The organism is Bacillus sp. FSL K6-1006, from assembly GCF_038593175.1.
GTDB classification, from domain to species: Bacteria; Bacillota; Bacilli; order Bacillales; family Bacillaceae; genus Bacillus; species Bacillus safensis.
Genome location: NZ_CP151970.1, coordinates 2,166,812 through 2,186,636 on the forward strand (window position 1 = coordinate 2,166,812; position 19,825 = coordinate 2,186,636).

Consider the following 19,825-nt stretch of genomic DNA (forward strand, 5'->3'; position numbering starts at 1 on the left):
TACGCAATCAACGTCTCCTTTACAGTGAATGCATTTCTACTTTTGATTTATCTTGATGCTTTCCTTTTAGTAGCAGTAAGCTGTTCATCAAACCTGCTACTATCACAAGCCCTGCCATCCCTATAGCGATGACATGTATAGGAATCAAATCTCCGATAAATGCCATGAGGATAAACCCACTAATATAAAATATGCGTGATAATGCAAGACCTGCTGAAAACACACGGGCTCTTAAATGACTGCTTGCATATGTCATAATATTAGTAGAATACAAAACTTCGATTGGGCTATATAATAGATTGGCTAATAAAACAACAATCAAAAATCCAATAAAAGTCGTTTGTTGATACGACAATGCATGTAATATCGCAAGCAATATAACCGCTAATGTAGACCACCTTTTATAAAATTGAAAGGAGAATTTCACTTTTTTGAAGTACGCTGCAAGTGTAAGTCCACCGATAATTTGCCCTAGTCCACTAATTGTATGACCAAGCCCCAAGCCAAAATTCCCTTCTCTTGCCACTTCTAAAATATACAGACTAAATAAAACATAAACGATGCTTAAAGCAAACTCTCTTGACATCAATATCCATATGGCGCTTTGAATTTTGGGTGATCCCTTGATTTCTTTAATTCCTTCTTTAAAACTTTGAACATATGACACATACTCTTTTTTTTCAGACGCTTCTTTCGCTTTAATTGGAATTAACAGCATAGCTGATAATAAAAATGTCAGCGCATCTACTAAATAAATTGTGGAAATTGACCAAATTTCTGTCACCAACCCGCCTAATCCTGTCGCAATGAGCATCGATGCGCTAAAAGATGTGGCCAGTATACTATTCCCCTTAGAAAGCTGCTCCTTATCAAGGATTTCAGGTATCATAGATGAACGAGCAGGCAGATATATACCAGAGAAAGCACCATTTAACGCTAATAATAAATAAAGGATAAACGGTGTAACATTCATTGTGACAACTAAAACAAACCCCAGTCCAATGATAAAACGTGCCACATCTGCGAATATCACAACTTTTTTGTAAGAAAACTTATCTATAATTGGGCTCAAAAGCATGGATGTTAAAATGAGAGGGAGCATGGAACAAATAAATAGAATGCTTAGATGGGTCGCTTTCCCAGTAAGTTCATAAATTAAACCAATCGTCGCTATCGTTCTAAACCAATCTCCAAAAGCAGATAAGTTTTGCCCAATAAAGAAACAGACAAAATTTTGATCTTTGAAAAGAGATGTCGTTTCTTTCTTTGAAACCATTAGAGGAGCACCTCAGTCGACTCGTACCAGCCTAACTCTTTTTGCATAAACTCCACGGCTTGATCATAATTTTCTCTCTCTTTTTCTGGTATAAGATCAACTAAGATCGCCGGATACCATGGCTTCGCTTCTTCTTTGATTACAAAATATTGCTCCGCTTCTTCAACTACTCCTTTCATTATGAGCAGTTGTAGTTTACGATAGATTTCCTCGCGCTTTGGCATTCGATTGAGATATGTTTTTTCTATTTTCATTGTTTTAGGGAAGAAGACGAGTCTTCTATCAAAAGCATGATATTCTCTTGATTTAACAATAGGTAATTCTTGATTCGTCAGGCTTTCGATATACTTTTGCGTATTTCCTTCATTTGACCATATCATGCCTTGCATGTAGGAGATCGCTCCTGTTCCCAAACCAATATATTGATCTTCATATCCCCCGTAAATCACTTCGCCATATTGAAAACGTTTATTCTGATGCTCTGGAGCCATAAACGTATACACATAATTTTGATGCCAGCCATTCTTTTTTAAATGACGATATAATGTATCACTAAACTCAAATTTTTCTTTAGGATTTGGCGGCATTGGCACCTTGCCTTTGTTAATTTTTGATAACCATCCCTTCGAACAAGCAATATATTCTAGTGGATACGTATCAATACTTGTGCTTCCTAATGACATCACTCCATTTATGTCCTCTATCATCTCTTCTATCGTTTGTCCAGGCAGCTGATAAAGCAAATCAATGTTATAAGATTGGAAATGACGTTTCATTAAGTCCACAGTCTGAGAGATTTGATCAAAACTAGCCGTTAAGTTGAACATTTTCCGATAGTGTTCATTTAATGTTTGGACACCAAAGCTCCCTCTGTTGGCTCCACCTTCAGCCATAGCAGCCACTCTTTCTGGTGTAGCTGTTTTTGCTTCACATTCAAATGTCCATTCATAATCAGCAGATAATGAGAAATTTTCTTTTATAGCGGTCGAAAGTCGATAGATTAGTTCTGGGGGCATTATGGAAGGAGTACCTCCACCAACGAACACCACATCAAACGTCATTTTTTGGATATTAGGGGATTGGGATAAGATACGCATCTCATTGATTAAAGCATCTATATACTTTCCGATAATGGGCTCATATTTCGTAGATTTAATAAAAGGACAAAACGAACAGATCGTATCGCAGAAAGGGATATGTAAATATAAAGCGTTTTTCCCTTTTTGAAATGTTCGTTCTTTCTGAATGAATTCTGTCACACGAGATTGTGCTCCTTCTTGGCTCGCTTGGCCAAAAAAAGGATAAAGAAAATTCCATAAAGACGGATGCTCATCATAATAACTTTTCATATTTGACAATTCTCTCACCCAACTCTCGTCTATTTTTATCCCACATACAAATTCACAGAGAAGCTAAAAAAATCACTTCTCTGCGAAACACTCTTTTCAGTAAGTATTGATTCTATTCATTAGATTGCAATCCACTCGTTACGCTTCATTTTCATCACCTCCTTTTAATTAGATAAATTGTAACTTAATTACATAATTGATTATAATAGACTTTTCTGAATATTTCAATCATTTTCACTATTTTTTGTAAGGACTATTGTTTTATATACAATTTACGTATGAAACTTTTGGTATAACCATGAAAATATAGACTGAACATTCACAACCAAAAGCCCTATCATTAAGATAGGGCTCTTCATTACATCTACTTACTTTTTCTCTAATAAAGCATGAATCGTTGATTCTAATAATTCTGGCAAAGTGCCAAAAGAGAACGGGACGTGCAGCCGCTCTGTCCATTTGTGCGGGTCCTTTCCTAGTGGACCTACGTTGATGACTGGAACGTAAAGGGCTTCCTTTTCTCCTTGCGGTAAAGAATAGCCTTTTTGGTAAAGCGGCATATTGGTTGTATAATGACCTACTTCCTGCTTTTCGAGCTGTAAGTAACTTAAATCAGACAATCCCGGGAAATATTTCACTTCCTCTACTTCAAGTCCATATACCTCTTTTGCCTCTTTTTGAATCTTCTTGAATGTCTTCTGAATATGCGTATCTTCTGTTGAGGACACCGAAGGGTAAAATGGCGGACTATAAAATAGAACAATCAGCGGTCCTTCTTCCTTACATAGTGTCGTCAGCTCCGAGACAATTTTCGTTGAAAAATCACGATCTCCAAGTTCACCTCGGTTGGCGAATGCATAGTTGACAATGCGCTCGACTTCCTGTTCACCAGAGCGATCTGCGGCTTTTTGATACAGCTCGTGATATGTGAGAACCGTCACCTGAGTGTCTATTGGTGTAAAGTGTTTAAAGCGCTGAAAGTCAGCTGTTTTCTGCCGAAGATTTGCCTCGATTTGGTCTGCTGCTTGTTTCGCAGTTTCATAGAGAAGTCCGTGCAGTTCTTCACTTGAACGTTTCATCATGAGCACATTAAATAAAGATACGGCTGTGTGAGGTGTTTGAACGGAATAGGCTTCTTTCAAGTCCTTTTGCATTAAGTTCGTTGGAGGCGGCGTTACTTCACCATCTGCTTCCTCACAATAGTCACTATTGAGCTCTAACAGCCGGTTTAGTTCAGATACCATACAATTCGCATTTAAGCCTGAGAAAGGCTCTCCTACATGCGTTTCGATCCCTTTACAGAAAAATCCGGCTAATACCTTTCCTATACTGCCTGTATACATATAATGATGTTCATCCCCTGGATACTTTTCAAACATCGGCTCACTGTTTAAACACGCGGTATAGTCAAGATCATGTTTTTCTTTAAGCTCTTTTAATTTCGGCACAGCCTCAAGCATTCCTTGTGAATTTACTTCCTCATCAGGAACTGTGACGAGCAGGACATTTCCATCAAATGTTTCTGTCATCGCTCTTTCCAGCATAGAAAGCTGTACGGTGAGACCTGCTTTCATATCCATGGCCCCTCTTCCAAACAGCCAGTCGCCTGAAGCAAGGTCCTCTCTTGCCCTCTTTGGAAGAAGCTCACTTTTTTGCGAAAAGGAAGTCATTAACTCTTCAGGCTTGCATGCCATGTTTTGAAATTCGCCGTAATCTTCTGTATCGACTACATCAAAGTGACTAAGAAGCAGCACGGTACGCTGCAGCGTACTTCGCTTCACAAGTGCCGTTAAATAATACCGGCCATCTTTCATCGGATGCAAAGCCAAATGATCAGGGTTCTGCTCAAAATAAGGCCGCTCCCTCAGCAAATAATATAAATATTCCGCTAACGCGACTTCTCCTGTTGTACCTGATATACTTTCATACTGCATAAGAGCTGTCAGGAGCTCCTTTAGTTCACTCTCTGTTTGCCATTTCATCCGTTCTCCCCCTTTGATGTCTCTATCTCTCCATTATACAAAAACGTGTATAAAAGCTATATTCTTTGAGCACCTTTTATGACGAAAGTTTGAATGGCTGTTATAATCGGCTATACAATTCCATGAGGAGGCGAAGGTATTTGGAAACAAAACTCTTTTCACCTTGGACATTAAAAGGTGTTACACTGAAAAACCGCATCGTGATGTCCCCGATGTGTATGTATTCATCCTATGACCGTGATGGGAAATTACAGCCTTTCCACTTCACACATTATATTTCCCGTGCACAAGGTCAGGCTGGTCTCATCATGGTGGAAGCCAGTGCTGTATCTCCCGAGGGAAGAATTAGTGATCAAGACCTCGGTATTTGGAGCGATGAGCACATTGAAGGTTTCGCTTCATTAAACGAACAAATCAAAGCATACGGAACGAAGACAGCCATCCAGCTAGCCCATGCAGGACGTAAGGCTGAACTTGATGGAGACATTCTTGCACCATCAAGCATCCCATTTGATGAAACATCTAAAACCCCTGTCGAGATGTCTGTTGACCAAATCAAAGATACCGTTCAGGCGTTTCAGGATGCAGCTGTACGGGCAAAAAAAGCGGGTTTTGACATCATTGAAATTCATGGTGCACATGGCTATTTGATCAATGAATTTCTTTCACCGCTGGCGAACCACCGAACAGACGACTATGGCGGTTCACCAGAGAACCGTTATCGTTTCTTAAGAGAAGTCGTAGATGCAGTCAATACCGTATGGGACGGACCTTTATTTGTCCGTGTGTCGGCTTCTGATTACACGACAAAAGGACTTGATATTGCAGATTATATCGGGATTGCCACTTGGCTCAAAGAGCAAGGTGTCGACTTAATCGATGTCAGCTCAGGTGCTGTCGTACAGGCGAAAATCAATACATTCCCCGGCTACCAAGTCACATTCGCAGAGAAAATAAAAGAAGGTGCCGGCATTCAAACAGCTGCTGTCGGTCTCATCACATCTGGTGTACAGGCAGAGGAGATTTTACAAAATCAGCGTGCGGATTTGATCTTTATTGGCAGAGAGTTTTTACGGGATCCATACTTCCCAAAAACAGCTGCTCAAGAACTCCGTACATCCATCGAAAGCCCGCGTCAATATGATCGCGCTTGGTAAAAGCTCTTAGGAAAAAAGGTGTCTATTTTTCGAAATAGGCATCTTTTTTGTTTTTAAGAGAAACATATCTGCCTTTTGTGCCGTCTTTTAGCTAAAGAACTGCTTAGAGGAGATGGAAGAATGAATTCGGTAATGATTGAAAAAATGTATCATATAGATGGACACCACTTTTATACAAAACATCGTCAAGGCAAAAGGCAAGCCACGATTATCTTTGAAGCAGGCTACGGCATTTCTAGTGATACGTGGTCGAATATGGCACGTGATATTGACCCAGAGCTTGGGGTTTTCTTATACGACCGTTTAGGAAATGGAAAGAGCAGTGAGAGCGGTGAAGGAAGAACCTTGCATGACCTCGCTGATGATTTAGATGCGCTGCTGAAAGAAGCCAATATTCAGCCGCCATTTCTTATTGTCGCTCACTCATTTGGCTCTCTTGTCAGCCGGTTATGGGCAAGCCGCAGAGGAGATGATGTCATTGGCATGGTGCTGTTAGACCCAGCAAGCGAGGAGCAAGAGCAGATGATCCTGCCGCTTTTATCAAAGGAAGAACGCACTTCATATATGGCGCAGTTTACAGCAGAATGTACGCATGAGGACTTTCAGCAAATGTTAAGCACAATGAAAGAGGAGCAAACTCATTTTGGAATGATGCCGCTTCTTGTCATTTCATCAGGTAAGAGCCGATTGTTTCACCCAGCTCATGAAGCTTGGCTCAGACTTCATAAACGCATGCTGTCTTTGTCATCCCAAAGCGGATGGATTCAGGCGCAAAACAGCTCGCACTATATTCATCATGATGAACCGCATATTGTACAGCTTGCTATCTATGATGTATGGTGTGCAGCCAAACAACCTGTCTCCTATTATCAAACAGCTAATTAAAATAAAAAACTCCTTGACCCGTTATGAGTCAAGGAGTTTCTTCTATTTATGCCGTTGGAGCAGATTGACTTTTTTCAGAAAGCAGCTTTTCAATGCTGACAAGCTGAACACATAATGTAAAGATGTCAATCGCTTGCTCTAGTTCTTCAAGAGCCGGGAATGTTGGTGCAATGCGAATGTTGCGATCAAGCGGATCTTTTCCATATGGATATGTTGCACCTGCACCTGTCATTGTGACACCTGCTTCTTTTGCTTTTTGCACAACAGCTTTTGCACAATGATCAAGTGTATTTAAACTAATGAAATATCCACCATTTGGCTTGTGCCATTCAGCGATGTCTTTCCCGCCAAGTTTTTCGTCAAGAATGGAAAGAACGAGGTCAAATTTTGGCTTAATGATCGCCGCATGCTTTTTCATATGTTCCTTCAAACCTTCTGGATTTTGGAAGAAACGAAGATGTCTTAGTTGATTGATTTTGTCTGGTCCGATCGTTTGAATCGATAATTGCTTTTGAGTGAAGCTTACATTGTCAGGACTAGACGCCATCAGTGCAACACCTGAGCCTGGGAATGTAATTTTAGACGTAGACGCAAACATAAACACACGGTTCGGGTATCCTGCCTCTTCAATTGCTTGAAAAATATCTTTTAACGTATCAGGTGTATCCGTTAGATGGTGGACTGCATATGCATCATCCCAAAAAATGCGGAAGTCGTCTGCTTTTGTTTTCATTGAAGCTAGGCGGTCAACGACTTCATCTGAATACGTAATGCCGTCTGGATTGCTATATTTCGGTACACACCAAATGCCTTTAATCGCTTCATCTTCTGCGACCAATTTTTCTACCTGATCCATATCAGGTCCATCAGCCTTCATATCGACCGTGATCATCTCTATGTTAAATAGCTCACAAATGGCAAAATGACGGTCATACCCTGGGCTTGGTGCAAGGAATTTTACCTTTGGCAGCTCTCCCCAAGGAGTTTTGCTGTCACATACGCCGTGAGTCATCGCACGTGCAATGGTATCATGCATCATATTCAGGCTAGAATTACCGCCGATGATGATTTGTTCTGGCTTTAAATTGAGTACTTCTGCAAAAAATGTCTTCGTTTCAGGAAGGCCTGTCAAGCCGCCATAGTTTCGCACATCTGTGCCATCTTCAGCTATCATTGCATCCTTTGATGTCACAACATCGAGCATGCCCATAGACAAATCGAGCTGTTTTGGTGAAGGCTTCCCTCTAGACATGTCTAAGTGCAAGTTTTTACTTTTGTAAGTTTCATACTCATTTTGTAGTGCCACATATAGGTCATTCAATTCTGCTTCACTTAATGCTGTAAAACCGCTCATCTTTGATTGTGCCTCCCGTATTCTTCATAGTTTAATTCGTCATTTGTTTTTTCTTCACCATTTTACCACTACCTGAAAAAGAGCGTCATCATAAATATCAAAAAAATCACACAACTTTTTTTGACGATTCATCCAATTTTTACAGGGTGCGTTCAATGGGGAAAGAAGAGAAATCATGTGCAGCTTCTGTCAGCGGGAATATATCGCGGGCTTCTTTCAACAGTTGTTTCAGTGCCTCTTCTCCTTGGTAACGTGCACTTATATGGGTCAAAATGAGCCTTTTTGCGCCCGCTTCCTGTGCTGTTTTCGCTGCTTGTTCTGTTGTACTGTGATAATAATTGTAGGCTAAATCTGCATCTTCTTTACCGAATGTTGCTTCATGGACTAACACATCCGCATTTTTGGCAAGCCTTGTTATATTCTCGCACAAACGGGTATCTCCTGAAAATGCAACGATTCTCCCTTTTTTAGGGGGTTCCAAATAATCGGTTCCATCAATGGTTCTTCCATCTTCGAGTGTCACGGTTTCCCCATTTTTCAACTTCTGATACAAAGGTCCAGGGTTTACACCGATTTCTTTTAGGTCTTCGGCTTTTAATGAACCAGGCATATCTTTTTCCACAACCCGATAGCCGTAAGCTGGAATCCCGTGAGAGACTCTTCTTGCTTCTACTTGAAAGGTATCATCTTCAAAGACGATCCCTTCATCTATTTCTATGATATGCAGCGGATATGTCAAATGCGTTTGTGTAGCTGAAAGTGCTGCATTCACAAAGGCCTTGATGCCCTTTGGTCCATAGATCGTCAATTCATCCTCCCCGCCTTGAAAGGATCTGCTGCCAAGGAGTCCCGGAAGGCCATATACATGATCACCGTGCATATGTGTGATAAATATTTTCTCGATCTTTCTCGGTTTAATCGTTGTATGTAAGATTTGATGCTGCGTTGCTTCTCCGCAATCAAAAAGCCACACTGCATTTCTTTCTTCTAAAAGCTTTAGCGCTGTGCAAGTGACGTTTCTTGTTTTTGCAGGTATGCCTGCACCTGTTCCTAAAAAGAGCAGTTCCATTACTTTTCCTCCTAAAGCCGGTATACAATATCTTCATTCATATAGAATACATGAAGACAAGGTAAATGTGAATTCAGCGGAATTATTGAAAAAAGTGAAACGAGAGCAGAAAAAGTCGAATCAAATGTTTGCTTTACGAACAATGAAGCTTTAAAATAAAGAAAATGTACATACATTCTCGGTTTTTACAACAATGCTACGAATAAAGTGAGGTACTTCTCGTGAATACAGAAACTAACAACCCTAAAGCAGTCATTGTCATTTTTGGCGCAACAGGAGACCTTGCCAAACGCAAGCTCTACCCTTCTATACATAGACTTTACCATAGCGGAAAGCTAGGTGATCAATTCGCTGTTGTCGGAGTTGGACGCCGCCCGTGGTCTCATGAGGACCTAAGAGCTGTGGTAAAGGAATCTGTTTCTTCTGATGATGCAGAAGCAAAAACAGAGGAATTCATTTCACATTTCTATTATCACGATTTTGACGTATCAAGCCCTGCTTCCTATCAATCGCTAAACACGCTTTTAACAGGCCTTGAAGATACGTACAGTATTCCAAATAACCGCATGTTCTATTTAGCTATGGCACCGGAATTTTTCGGAACGATTGCGAAGTTCCTAAAGAGTGAGGGCGTATCAGAAACAACCGGCTGGTCACGACTTGTCATTGAAAAGCCATTTGGGCACGATCTGCCAAGTGCCAAAACATTAAATGAAGAAATTCGTGATGCATTCACAGAAGATCAAATTTATCGTATTGACCACTACCTTGGTAAACAAATGGTTCAAAACATTGAAGTCATCCGCTTTGCAAATGCCATTTTTGAACCACTTTGGACAAACCGCTATATTTCAAACATTCAAATTACATCCAGTGAATCCTTAGGGGTTGAAGACCGGGCTCGATATTACGAAAATTCTGGTGCACTAAGAGATATGGTCCAAAACCATATGCTTCAAATGGTTGCCCTTTTAGCAATGGAGCCGCCAATTAAACTGAATACAGAGGAAATCCGCAGCGAAAAACGGAAAGCACTGCGCGCTCTTCGTCCTTTCTCTAAAGATGAGGTCGATCAATTCTTTGTCCGCGGTCAGTATGATACTGGTACGATGAATGGCAATGTCGTTCCTTCTTATCTGGAAGAGCAAAATGTTGACCCGAACTCAAACACAGAAACATTTGTGGCAGGGAAACTGCTGATTGATAACTTTAGATGGGCCGGGGTGCCATTTTACATTCGGACAGGAAAACGGTTAGAAAAGAAATCTACTCAAATCGTGGTTCAATTTAAAGACATTCCCATGAACCTGTACTATGGAAACGGGAATGCCATGCACCCAAACTTACTCGTCATTCATATTCAGCCAGATGAAGGCATCACCCTTCACTTAAATGCTCGCAAGCTGGATGGCGGCACGTATGCGAAACCGATTAAGCTCGACTACCAAACAAACTATAACGACATCATGAATACACCAGAAGCATATGAAAAGCTGATTCATGACTGCTTGCTAGGCGATGCGACAAACTTTGCTCACTGGGACGAGGTGGCACTTTCTTGGAACTTTGTTGATCCGATTTCTGAGAAATGGGCAGAAAGCAAAACATTAAAACCAAACTATCCTGCTGGTTCTATGGGACCGAAAGAAGCTGATGAGCTTCTAGAAAAAGATGGATACCATTGGTGGAATATATAAAATCATATGAAAAAAGAGCAGTCTCCCTTGGGGGTTCTGCTCTTTTTTTAACGTCCTGTTTTCGTTATTTCAACCGTTGAAAAGTCAAATTTATCATAGCGATGATGGCTAAATGAATATTCAAACGGCTGCCCGGTGTTTAAATAAGCAACCTGCTCGACTTCAAGCACAGGATCTGTGGGGTCACACCCTAAATACTGCTGATCCAGCTGATCTGATTTAGCCGCTCTAATTTTCTTGTGCGCTCCTGCTATTTTTAAATGAAGCTGATTTGAAATGTAGCCATAGATAGAACCCAGTAGAACTTTTTCATCTATGCCCTTAATGAGATTAATAGGCATAAACGTTTTTTCTAATACATAAGGCTCTTCATCCACAAGACGGAGCCGGATGATATCATAAATAGGTGTGGTTGAGTCAATAGATAAGTGGGCTGCCACCTCTTCGCTTGGAAAATGGACATCAAAATGAATGATTTGAGTCGTGACGTTTTTATCTGCCATGACCTTTGTGAACCCTTTATTTTCATGGCCTGATACATTGATTGCCCCTTGATTGAGCGCTGCCTTTACAATAAATGTACCGTGGCCTCTTTTTCTAAAGAGCAGACCTTCTGCAACGAGAAGATCGAGCGCACGTTTCATTGTCATTCTGCTGCATTGAAATTCGGCGGCAAGCGAGTTTTCATCTGGAATGGGTTGATCTTCTGGATAATATGCTGTTCCTATTCGTTTTCTGATTTCTTCTGAAATGAGTTCATACTTCTTCATCTCACACCACCAACTGACTTGTTTTTTCATAGCGCTTTATTCTAGAAGGAAATATGGCGTTTTTTAGCCTTCCTCTCATTTTACACTAAGGGATGTGAGCTTAAAAGGTGCCAGCCATTTTTGTTTCATCCACTTCCCGTCACATAAGAAAAATACCTGCTCTTTTCAAGGAAAGAGCAAGTATTTTGATTAAAAACCGTTATTCTTTGAAACGGATTGAAACCAGTATCCGCTTTTCTTAATCGTTCGTTTCCCGTCTTTTTGAAGATCGACTGAGACAAATCCATAACGATTTTTATATGCATTCGACCAGGACCAGTTGTCCATAAAGGTCCATAGATGATAGCCTTTCACATTGCTTCCTTCTTGAATGGCTTGATGCACCCATTTGAGATGCTCAGAAATAAAGTCAATGCGGTAATCGTCATGAATCATTCCTTCTTCATCCTTAAACCGCTCTTCTCCTTCGACACCCATGCCATTTTCAGAAATAAAACATTCAATATTATCATAGTCTGTTTGGACTTTTTTCAATATGTCATAAATGCCCTTTTCATAGATTTCCCAGCCTCGATACACATTCATTTTTCTTCCCGGCATCTCAAAAGAATCAAAATAATGGTTCGGCATAAATGGTGCTTGAGGGTGCGGCATATGCTCTTTCGCTTTCACTCTTCTTGGCTGATAATAGTTGATGCCAAGAAGATCAATCGTATTCTCTCGAATGAGCTCAAGGTCCCCTTCTTCCATACTTGGCATAAAGCCTTCTTTCTTTAAGACTTCTACTAGCTTTTCCGGGAAATGCCCCTTCACCGCAGGATCTAAGAAGGAACGGTTAAAGAAAGCATCTGCCATCTCTGCTGCTTCTACATCGCGCGGATGCTGGCTTCGCGGGTACGAAGGAGTCAGGTTTAGGATGATGCCAATCTTACCGCCTTGCTGCAGCTTTTTATAAGCCGCAATCGCCTTCGCATTTGATAAAAGTTCATGAAAACCGACCTGTACAGCCTTTTGGAAATCGACTTCGTTTGGATAATGAAAGCTATACATATATCCGCCTTCTACAGGCACAATCGGTTCGTTATGGGTAAACCATTTTTTCACCCGGTCACCAAATAATTGGAAGCATAATGCCGCATAGCTGACATAGTCGTCGACCACCTGTCTGTTCACCCAGCCGCCCTTCTCCTGAAGCGCCATTGGCATATCGAAATGGTATAGGTTCACAAATGGCTCGATATCATGTGCAATCAGTTCATTGATCACATCATTGTAAAAAGACACCGCTTCTTCATTGACGGCACCTGTTCCTTCAGGTAAGAGGCGTGACCATGAAATCGACAGCCGAAATGAATTGTGGCCAATTTCTTTCATGAGACGGATATCCTCTTTATATTTTCGATAAAATTGAGATGTCACGTCCGGCCCTACGCCATCAAAAAAACGAGTCGGCTCTTGTTCAAACCAATGATCCCAAATGTTCGGTCCCTTTCCATCGCCGGGGACGCTCCCTTCTGTTTGCGTCGCAGAAGCAGAAGATCCCCACCAGAAACCTTCTGGGAATGTATATGATTGCTTGTTAGTTTCCATCGACATGTATTGAGTCTCCTTCGCCTTTGATATTTGCTGCCTTCGTTTTTTCTGTTGTCGTTATTTTTTCATTTTTCACATTCATACGGTCAATAAATTTCAGGAACGGGAACCAAATGACAAACACAATCATCAGGTTAAACAGCTGAAGCAGACCGCCCGCTAGTGAATTTGTTGCCATCATTCCGCTAATAAAGATCGGTACTGTCCATGGGATATTCACGCCTGTCGGCGGCGGTACAATGCCTGATGCCATCGCAAAATAAGTAATACATGTAATGACCATTGGCGCCAAAATCCACGGAATGAGAATAAGCGGATTCATGACAATCGGTAAACCGAAGATAATCGGTTCATTGACGTTAAATAATCCTGGTCCTAAGCCAAGCTTGGCTACTTGTTTTAATTGCTTACTTTTCAGGAAAATTAAAATCGTAAACACAACAGCAAGCGTCATACCGGTTCCACCCATTCCAACCGTATAAATTTCAATAAACTGCTTGCTGATGATATTAGGAACCTCACCTGTTTTTGTATAGCTTTCTAGGTTTTGTATGGACAATGTATTCCAAATCGGATCCATGACAGAGTTGATAATAATTTGGCCATGGAGCCCAAAGAACCAAAGAATTTGTATAAAGAAAACAGCGATCAACGTCGGAATGATACCGCTTCCAAGACCGACAAGCGGCGCCTGAATGGCATGATAAATCAAATCATGCATATTTGTTTTGAAGCCTTGTGTAATGATGATATTAATAAACAAAAAGGTTGTAAGTGTCAAAGTAGCCGGGATCAGTGCAGCAAAAGACTTGGAAACAGCTGGCGGAACCCCTTGCGGCATATTGATCACAAATTTCTTCTGGACAAAATAACGATAAATTTCAGCAGACAAAAAGCCTGTGATCATTCCTAGGAACATTCCCTTTGCACCTAAACGATCAACTGGGATAACGCCTGCAATCGTTGCACCGCCTTCTTGTTCTAGTAAAAACGGAGTTAGAAGCAAGAAAGAGGCTAAAGCAATCACGCCGCCAAAGACAGCTTCTACATCATAGCTTTTTGATAAATAGTAGCCGATCCCAAATACAACAAACACACTCATAATGCTGATGGTCGCACTCGGTGCGATATTCAGTGCAGACTGGACGCCTTCCAGTACGGTTTTACTCATGATTTTATCTAAAAATGGCAAATTCATCAGCACAACCATAATGGAACCAAAGATGGTGAGCGGGAACGCAAGCATAAAGGCATCACGTAAAACGCCTAAATAGCGGTTGTTGTTCAATCTCCCAGCAATCGGAACCAAAATGGCACTTATTTTATCAAACATTGGTTTCCCCCCTTGTTTACACCCTTTATTGTTTAAGCGATTGGAATATCGGCAGGAGCTCTCCCACAAGCTCCTTGATGGTAATGGTCGACATTAAGTGATCTTCAGCGTGCATGAGCAGTAAGGAAAAGGATGCCCTTTCTCCGCCTGCCTCTTTCTGCACGAGTTGAAAATGGATGTCATGTGCAAGCCGTAAATCTTCTTCCGCTTCTTTCATATGACTAAAAGCTTCTTCTTCTAGACCTTCTCGAAATTGTTTCAGAGCCTGAAGCAATTTGCTGCGTGCATTCCCGCTGAGTAAGATCAATTGAAAGCTCACTTGTTCCTCCGTGAGCCCTTCGAGTGTTTTCTTTTCCATCCTTTAAGATTCCCCCATCAATGTAAGTGCCTGTTCATACGCTTTTTGTCCATCGGCAAGCCCGTATGCCTGCATATCAATGACCTCTACCTCAATCCCGTATTTTGTTGCTTCTTTTTGAAGGTCTCCTTTTAAAAAGCTCATTTGCGGTCCGATTAACACAACATCTGCATTCGCCATTTCTTTTTTTGCTTGATCTTGACCAACTGCCCAAATTTCTGCTTCGTCCCCAATTGAATCGGCATGTGCTTTCATCTTTGTCACTAGTAAACTCGTAGACATTCCCGAACTGCATGCTAATAAAATACGTTTCATTTCTCTCACCCCATTGTTGTAATAAAAGCGCTTCCAATTAATATTATATATTTTTATTTTTAAATGTCTAGACATTTAATTTTATTTGTCTGTATTTAATATAAAAAAGAGCGTATTTTACGCTCTTTGTCTTCATTGTCTTATCCTTTTCCTGCCTGGAACCCAGGATACTTTGTCATGCCGCCGTCTACATATAACGTCAGGCCTGTGACATAGCTCGCCTCTTTTGATGCCAGCCAGACAGCACATGCTGCCACTTCTTCTGGCTTTCCAATATAGCCGATTGGAATCAGCTCAATCACGCCTTTTTTCAATGCTGGATCATCGAATTTCTCCGCATTAATCGGGGTATCAATAGCGCCAGGTGCAATGCTGTTTACACGGATTTTTTTAGGGGCATATTCAAGCGCCAATGTTTCTGTCAAAAGCTTTGCGCCTCCTTTACTGGCTGCATAATGCACGAAATGAGGCCAAGGAATTTGCTGATGAACCGACGACATATTAATGATCGAACCTTCTATCCCATGATCTGTCATATACTTCAGTGCATCACGGCACCCTAGAAACATGCCTGTTAAATTGGTAGACATCACTTTGTTCCAATTATCCAGCGTCATTTCGGTAGAAGGTACTTCATTTTCAATGCCTGCGTTATTGATCATCACATCAAGACTGCCAAATGTATCAACGGCTTTATCAATCATCGCCTGCATATCCTCTTCCTTTGATACGTCTCCCTTGATTTTCACAGCCTGTCCGCCATGTTTTTGAATTTCTGCAATGGTATCATCCGGATTTTCTTTATCGGAGAAGTAATTGATCACCACATTGGCTTTTTCTTGTCCAAATCGGCGGGCCATCGCTTGACCAATCCCTGTACCTGCACCTGTAATCAGAACTGTTTTTCCTTCTAAATCTGGATACATTCGTGTAACCTCCTATTTTGTAAAGCCTAGCAGCACACCGCCTGCAATAATCATCAAGCAGCCTGCAATGACAAAGCTTGTTCTAGATGCTTTCTCTTTTAATAAGTAAATGCCGCCTAGTGTTGAGATAACAATCCCTGTTTGTGACATTGAAAAGCTTACGGCTACGCCGATTAATGGAATGGCCAAAAGCAGACCAAGATTTCCTGTTGACCAAACAAGACCGGCAATGATATTTCTAAACGTATATTTACTAAATGGGTCCTGCTTTAAACTAATCGCTAAGGATGAAAGCAGCATGCCGACGGATTGCGGGACAAGTGCAGACCAGCCATCAATATCAAACCATCTTAAAATGACGACATATCCGACGTAGCCAACGGTTGAGATGAGCAGAATAATGATCCCTTTTTTAAAATTGCCTCTGCCATCCCCGCCGCCATTCTTTTTTTGACCGAGCGATGTCATCACAACACCTGCAATGATCAGTAAAATGGCGCAAGAACCAATGAGTATGACCGTCATCGTCTGCCATTCTTTGAAGACCATGACACCAAATAGCGTTGTGCTCACAAGCTGCATGCCCGTTGATAAAGGAACCGCTTTAGATACACCGAGAAAAGCAACACTTGAAAGCTGATTCATTTGTCCAATACTCCAGAAGATGCCTGAAATGACGGAAACCGCAAAAATAAGCGGTGTCAGCTCTGGCATTTTGATGAAAAACGCTGCAATCGAAAATAAAAATGCGCCGAGCGTAATGCCGAGGGTTTGCTGATACGCATTCCCACCTAGTTTGACACTGATGAGAACAATACTTCCCCAAAATATCGCTGGGAGAAGTGCATATAAAATGCCCACTTCTATCCCTACTTTCTTGTCTTTTTTACATAGCATCCCTCTTTTTCACATTTTTAGCCGAAAAGATACAAACAAAAAAACCTTACCAAAGGTAAGGTTTTTCAGTCGTTCTCTATTTATTTCATCCATTCAGTATGGAATACGCCTTCTTTATCTGTGCGCTCATACGTATGTGCACCGAAATAGTCACGCTGTGCTTGAATTAAATTCGCTGGAAGGACAGCTGTGCGATAGCTATCAAAGTAAGCAAGTGCACTTGAGAATGAAGGAACAGGAACTCCTTGTTCCACTGCAAGTGAAATGACTTTACGAAGTGATGATTGATAGTTTTGAGCAATATCCTTAAAGTATGGATCAAGCAATAGGTTTTTCAGTTCAGGATTACGGTCATATGCTTCTTTAATTTGTTGTAAGAAGGCTGCACGAATGATACATCCGCCGCGGAAGATCATCGCAATTTCACCGTATTTTAAATCCCAGTTATATTCATCAGACGCTGCTTTCATTTGCGCAAAGCCTTGTGCGTAAGAGCAGATTTTACTCATGAATAGGGCTTTTCTAACCGCTTCGATCAGCTCTTGTTTATTCTCAGCTGATTGCGCTGGCTCAGGACCTTCGATCAATTGACTTGCTTCCACACGCTCATCTTTCATTGCAGAAATGTAGCGCGCAAAAACAGACTCAGTAATGATTGGAAGCGGGACACCTAGATCAAGTGAGCTTTTGCTTGTCCATTTTCCAGTTCCTTTTTGACCAGCTTTATCTAAGATCACATCCACAAGCGGCTGGTTTGTTTCTTCATCCACTTTTGTGAAAATGTCAGCTGTAATTTCGATTAAATAGCTGTCAAGCTCGCCTTTATTCCACTCTGAGAATACTTCATGAAGCTCCGCTGCTGACAAACCAGCAACATGCTTCAAGATAAAGTATGATTCAGAGATCAATTGCATATCTCCGTACTCGATACCGTTATGAACCATTTTGACATAATGTCCTGCTCCATCTGGGCCGATATACGTTGTACAAGGCTCACCATCTACTTTCGCAGAAATCGCTTCTAAGATTGGTTTCACTAGCTCATGCGCTTCTTTTTGACCGCCTGGCATGATGGAAGGGCCTTTTAGCGCGCCTTCTTCACCGCCGGAAACACCTGTACCAATGAAGTGAATACCACTCTCTGCAAGCTCTTGGTTACGTCTTTGTGTATCCTTGTAATATGTATTTCCACCATCAATTAAAATGTCACCTTTCTCTAGGTGAGGAAGTAATGATTGAATGGTTGCATCTGTTGCTGCACCAGCTTTTACCATTAAAAGAATTTTACGCGGTGTTTCAAGCGACTGAACAAATTCTTCGATGCTGTATGTGCCAACAACGTTTTTTCCTTCTGCTTCTTGAAGAAACTCTTCTGTTTTGCTGCTAGATCTGTTATAAACGGATACGGAGAAACCGCGGCTTTCAATATTGAGGGCAAGGTTTTTCCCCATAACGGCTAGTCCAACCACACCGATTTGTTGTTTTGACATAATTCTGACGTCCCTTCTAACACACTATATTGATTACTGCTGAAATGATGTACCCTTTGAAATTACCACAACATCACCTCTTTTATCAAGTTTTCAGGCTAGTCATTTCCTCTTTCGTCCTGAAAAAAATCTTTATTAAAACTTGTCCCGCTTGTTTTGCTCTCTTTTTCCTTAATGGTGATCCCTCTTTGCACCAATGACTTTCCATATTTTTCTTTCAGTCCATCTAAAATGGTTTGGAGGGGCTCTTCTTTTGCATCTTCTGTATATGAAAATAAATCAAGCTGTTTAACAGCTGCTTTTCGTTCGACAAGGTCTGTCCCCGTCACACCTAAGAGCCTCACTGGCTGGTCATTCCAATGTTTAAGGAATAACTGCTTTGCCGCTTCAAATATATCTTCCTTTCGATCCGTTGGATTCGAGAGCATGACACTTCGCGTGATATTTTTCCAGCTTGCATACCGAATCATGATGAGCAGCCGATTTGCCATCACTTCTTTTCTCCTTAACCTTGCACTCACAGATTGTGACAGCTTATCAATTAACGTGACAAGTTCATCTGAATCATCCGAATCATGAGGCAGAGTGGATGAATTGCCGACGGATTTAAATTCGTATATTCTTTCTGGGTCCACGATGCCGTCATGTTCACCATTCGCCTTTTGCTTTAATCTCGGACCATTAATGCCAAGCAATTCTTTTAGCGTATACTCATTCGCTTTCGCTAAGTCTTCAATAGTATGAATTCCGATTTTCTTTAATTTATCTGCCGTTTTTTGTCCAACCCCGTGCATGTCACCAGCAGGGAGCGGCCAGAGCATGTTCGGCACATCTCGTTTACGCAATATGGTGATGCCCATTGGCTTTTTCCAATTAGACGCCATTTTCGCTAAAAATTTATTCGGTGCAATGCCGATACTTGAAGGTAGCATCAGCTCCTCTACAAGCCTTGTTTGAATATCATGAGCCGTTTTTACCGCATGCTCGGCATATGGTGTATGCGTTAAATCAATATAGCCCTCATCAATCGATACAGGTTCGACTAAATCACTGTATTCTCTAAGTATTGTAAACATCTCTTGTGAGGAGCTGCGGTATCGGTCAAAGTTCGGTGTGCGGACAATGAGTCCCGGACATAGCCGCTTCGCCTCCCACAAGGGCATCGGGGGCTTCACTCCTAGTGCTCTTGCCTCGTAGCTGCACGTCACAACAATCCCTTTACGCTCTTTTGCATTTCCGCTGATGGCTAAAGGTTTCCCTCGCAAAGAAGGATCATACGCCATTTCTACATTGGCATAAAAAGCATTCATGTCTATATGGAAAATAATATTTGACATTGGCATAACCCCATTTTCTTGTCTACCTGTATTTTGA

The 19,825-nt window shown here is 41.3% G+C and carries 17 protein-coding genes; 3 read left to right on the plus strand and 14 right to left on the minus strand.

The genetic code is table 11. The features are described 5' to 3' along the window. Positions 1–19: 19 nt before the first annotated feature. From NSS65_RS11145 to NSS65_RS11155, 3 genes are all read right to left on the minus strand, one after another. Entirely contained in the window at positions 20–1,276 is a 1,257-nt protein-coding gene (locus NSS65_RS11145) for an MFS transporter (protein ID WP_041109711.1), read from the minus strand. After that, on the minus strand, positions 1,276–2,625 hold the full coding sequence (locus NSS65_RS11150) for a radical SAM protein (RefSeq protein ID WP_144496203.1): 1,350 nt from the start codon (positions 2,623–2,625) through the stop codon (positions 1,276–1,278). The genes NSS65_RS11145 and NSS65_RS11150 overlap by 1 nt, the downstream gene beginning before the upstream one ends. A 368-nt stretch (positions 2,626–2,993) precedes the next feature. Beyond that, complete coding sequence (locus tag NSS65_RS11155) at positions 2,994–4,607, minus strand: M20/M25/M40 family metallo-hydrolase (RefSeq protein WP_144496204.1); 1,614 nt, start codon at positions 4,605–4,607, stop codon at positions 2,994–2,996. Positions 4,608–4,747: 140 nt separating this feature from the next. On the opposite strand from NSS65_RS11155, the gene namA reads away from it, so the two are divergent. Beyond that, positions 4,748–5,764, plus strand: a complete 1,017-nt coding sequence (namA, locus tag NSS65_RS11160) for an NADPH dehydrogenase NamA (RefSeq protein WP_081124558.1) — start codon at positions 4,748–4,750, stop codon at positions 5,762–5,764. 120 nt (positions 5,765–5,884) lie between these two features. Beyond that, positions 5,885–6,649, plus strand: coding sequence for an alpha/beta hydrolase (locus NSS65_RS11165; protein WP_046311700.1), 765 nt, complete (start codon positions 5,885–5,887; stop codon positions 6,647–6,649). Between the two features lie 46 nt (positions 6,650–6,695). Here the strand turns inward: NSS65_RS11165 and NSS65_RS11170 are convergent, their stop codons facing one another. Continuing rightward, on the minus strand, positions 6,696–8,003 hold the full coding sequence (locus NSS65_RS11170) for an aminotransferase class I/II-fold pyridoxal phosphate-dependent enzyme (protein ID WP_098677445.1): 1,308 nt from the start codon (positions 8,001–8,003) through the stop codon (positions 6,696–6,698). 139 nt (positions 8,004–8,142) lie between these two features. Then, on the minus strand, positions 8,143–9,072 hold the full coding sequence (rnz, locus tag NSS65_RS11175; protein WP_326134806.1) for a ribonuclease Z: 930 nt from the start codon (positions 9,070–9,072) through the stop codon (positions 8,143–8,145). 221 nt (positions 9,073–9,293) lie between these two features. Between rnz and zwf the strand changes: the two genes are divergently transcribed. Further along, positions 9,294–10,769 carry a glucose-6-phosphate dehydrogenase gene (gene zwf, locus NSS65_RS11180; protein WP_034280304.1) on the plus strand — a complete coding sequence of 492 codons (1,476 nt, stop codon included), beginning with the start codon at positions 9,294–9,296 and terminating at the stop codon, positions 10,767–10,769. Between the two features lie 47 nt (positions 10,770–10,816). Here zwf and NSS65_RS11185 read toward each other — a convergent pair whose 3' ends face one another. The 9 genes from NSS65_RS11185 to NSS65_RS11225 all read right to left on the minus strand — a co-directional run bounded on the left by NSS65_RS11185 (position 10,817) and on the right by NSS65_RS11225 (position 19,794). Further along, positions 10,817–11,539: a GntR family transcriptional regulator gene (locus tag NSS65_RS11185; RefSeq protein ID WP_326134807.1), complete on the minus strand. Its 723-nt coding sequence runs from the start codon at positions 11,537–11,539 to the stop codon at positions 10,817–10,819. Positions 11,540–11,728: 189 nt separating this feature from the next. After that, complete coding sequence (locus tag NSS65_RS11190; protein WP_070326517.1) at positions 11,729–13,135, minus strand: glycoside hydrolase family 1 protein; 1,407 nt, start codon at positions 13,133–13,135, stop codon at positions 11,729–11,731. Continuing rightward, positions 13,119–14,465 carry a PTS cellobiose transporter subunit IIC gene (gene celB, locus NSS65_RS11195; RefSeq protein WP_034280299.1) on the minus strand — a complete coding sequence of 449 codons (1,347 nt, stop codon included), beginning with the start codon at positions 14,463–14,465 and terminating at the stop codon, positions 13,119–13,121. The genes NSS65_RS11190 and celB overlap by 17 nt, the downstream gene beginning before the upstream one ends. Positions 14,466–14,490: 25 nt before the next feature. Further along, the gene (locus tag NSS65_RS11200) at positions 14,491–14,823 is read right to left on the minus strand and encodes a PTS lactose/cellobiose transporter subunit IIA (protein WP_326134808.1); all 333 of its coding nucleotides are present in this window, start codon (positions 14,821–14,823) and stop codon (positions 14,491–14,493) included. A 3-nt stretch (positions 14,824–14,826) separates the two neighbouring features. Further along, on the minus strand, positions 14,827–15,138 hold the full coding sequence (locus NSS65_RS11205; protein WP_024422905.1) for a PTS sugar transporter subunit IIB: 312 nt from the start codon (positions 15,136–15,138) through the stop codon (positions 14,827–14,829). Positions 15,139–15,278: 140 nt separating this feature from the next. Further along, complete coding sequence (locus NSS65_RS11210; protein ID WP_034622353.1) at positions 15,279–16,064, minus strand: SDR family oxidoreductase; 786 nt, start codon at positions 16,062–16,064, stop codon at positions 15,279–15,281. A gap of 12 nt (positions 16,065–16,076) precedes the next feature. Further along, positions 16,077–16,925, minus strand: a complete 849-nt coding sequence (locus tag NSS65_RS11215; protein ID WP_034280777.1) for a GRP family sugar transporter — start codon at positions 16,923–16,925, stop codon at positions 16,077–16,079. A gap of 116 nt (positions 16,926–17,041) precedes the next feature. After that, complete coding sequence (gndA, locus tag NSS65_RS11220; protein ID WP_034280291.1) at positions 17,042–18,451, minus strand: NADP-dependent phosphogluconate dehydrogenase; 1,410 nt, start codon at positions 18,449–18,451, stop codon at positions 17,042–17,044. A 98-nt stretch (positions 18,452–18,549) separates the two neighbouring features. Continuing rightward, the gene (locus NSS65_RS11225) at positions 18,550–19,794 is read right to left on the minus strand and encodes a DNA polymerase IV (protein ID WP_217008850.1); all 1,245 of its coding nucleotides are present in this window, start codon (positions 19,792–19,794) and stop codon (positions 18,550–18,552) included. Between the last annotated feature and the right edge of the window lie 31 nt (positions 19,795–19,825).

What these genes read in the sequence shown, in the direction of transcription:
- NSS65_RS11170 (WP_098677445.1), bottom strand. Translation starts at nt 8,003, where the DNA reads ATGAGCGGTTTTACAGCATTAAGTGAAGCAGAATTGAATGACCTATAT.
- gndA (WP_034280291.1), bottom strand. Translation starts at nt 18,451, where the DNA reads ATGTCAAAACAACAAATCGGTGTGGTTGGACTAGCCGTTATGGGGAAA.
- NSS65_RS11165 (WP_046311700.1), top strand. Translation starts at nt 5,885, where the DNA reads ATGAATTCGGTAATGATTGAAAAAATGTATCATATAGATGGACACCAC.
- NSS65_RS11210 (WP_034622353.1), bottom strand. Translation starts at nt 16,064, where the DNA reads ATGTATCCAGATTTAGAAGGAAAAACAGTTCTGATTACAGGTGCAGGT.
- NSS65_RS11145 (WP_041109711.1), bottom strand. Translation starts at nt 1,276, where the DNA reads ATGGTTTCAAAGAAAGAAACGACATCTCTTTTCAAAGATCAAAATTTT.
- NSS65_RS11155 (WP_144496204.1), bottom strand. Translation starts at nt 4,607, where the DNA reads ATGAAATGGCAAACAGAGAGTGAACTAAAGGAGCTCCTGACAGCTCTT.
- NSS65_RS11225 (WP_217008850.1), bottom strand. Translation starts at nt 19,794, where the DNA reads ATGCCAATGTCAAATATTATTTTCCATATAGACATGAATGCTTTTTAT.
- celB (WP_034280299.1), bottom strand. Translation starts at nt 14,465, where the DNA reads ATGTTTGATAAAATAAGTGCCATTTTGGTTCCGATTGCTGGGAGATTG.
- NSS65_RS11205 (WP_024422905.1), bottom strand. Translation starts at nt 15,138, where the DNA reads ATGAAACGTATTTTATTAGCATGCAGTTCGGGAATGTCTACGAGTTTA.
- NSS65_RS11200 (WP_326134808.1), bottom strand. Translation starts at nt 14,823, where the DNA reads ATGGAAAAGAAAACACTCGAAGGGCTCACGGAGGAACAAGTGAGCTTT.
- rnz (WP_326134806.1), bottom strand. Translation starts at nt 9,072, where the DNA reads ATGGAACTGCTCTTTTTAGGAACAGGTGCAGGCATACCTGCAAAAACA.
- NSS65_RS11185 (WP_326134807.1), bottom strand. Translation starts at nt 11,539, where the DNA reads ATGAAGAAGTATGAACTCATTTCAGAAGAAATCAGAAAACGAATAGGA.
- NSS65_RS11150 (WP_144496203.1), bottom strand. Translation starts at nt 2,625, where the DNA reads ATGAAAAGTTATTATGATGAGCATCCGTCTTTATGGAATTTTCTTTAT.
- NSS65_RS11190 (WP_070326517.1), bottom strand. Translation starts at nt 13,135, where the DNA reads ATGTCGATGGAAACTAACAAGCAATCATATACATTCCCAGAAGGTTTC.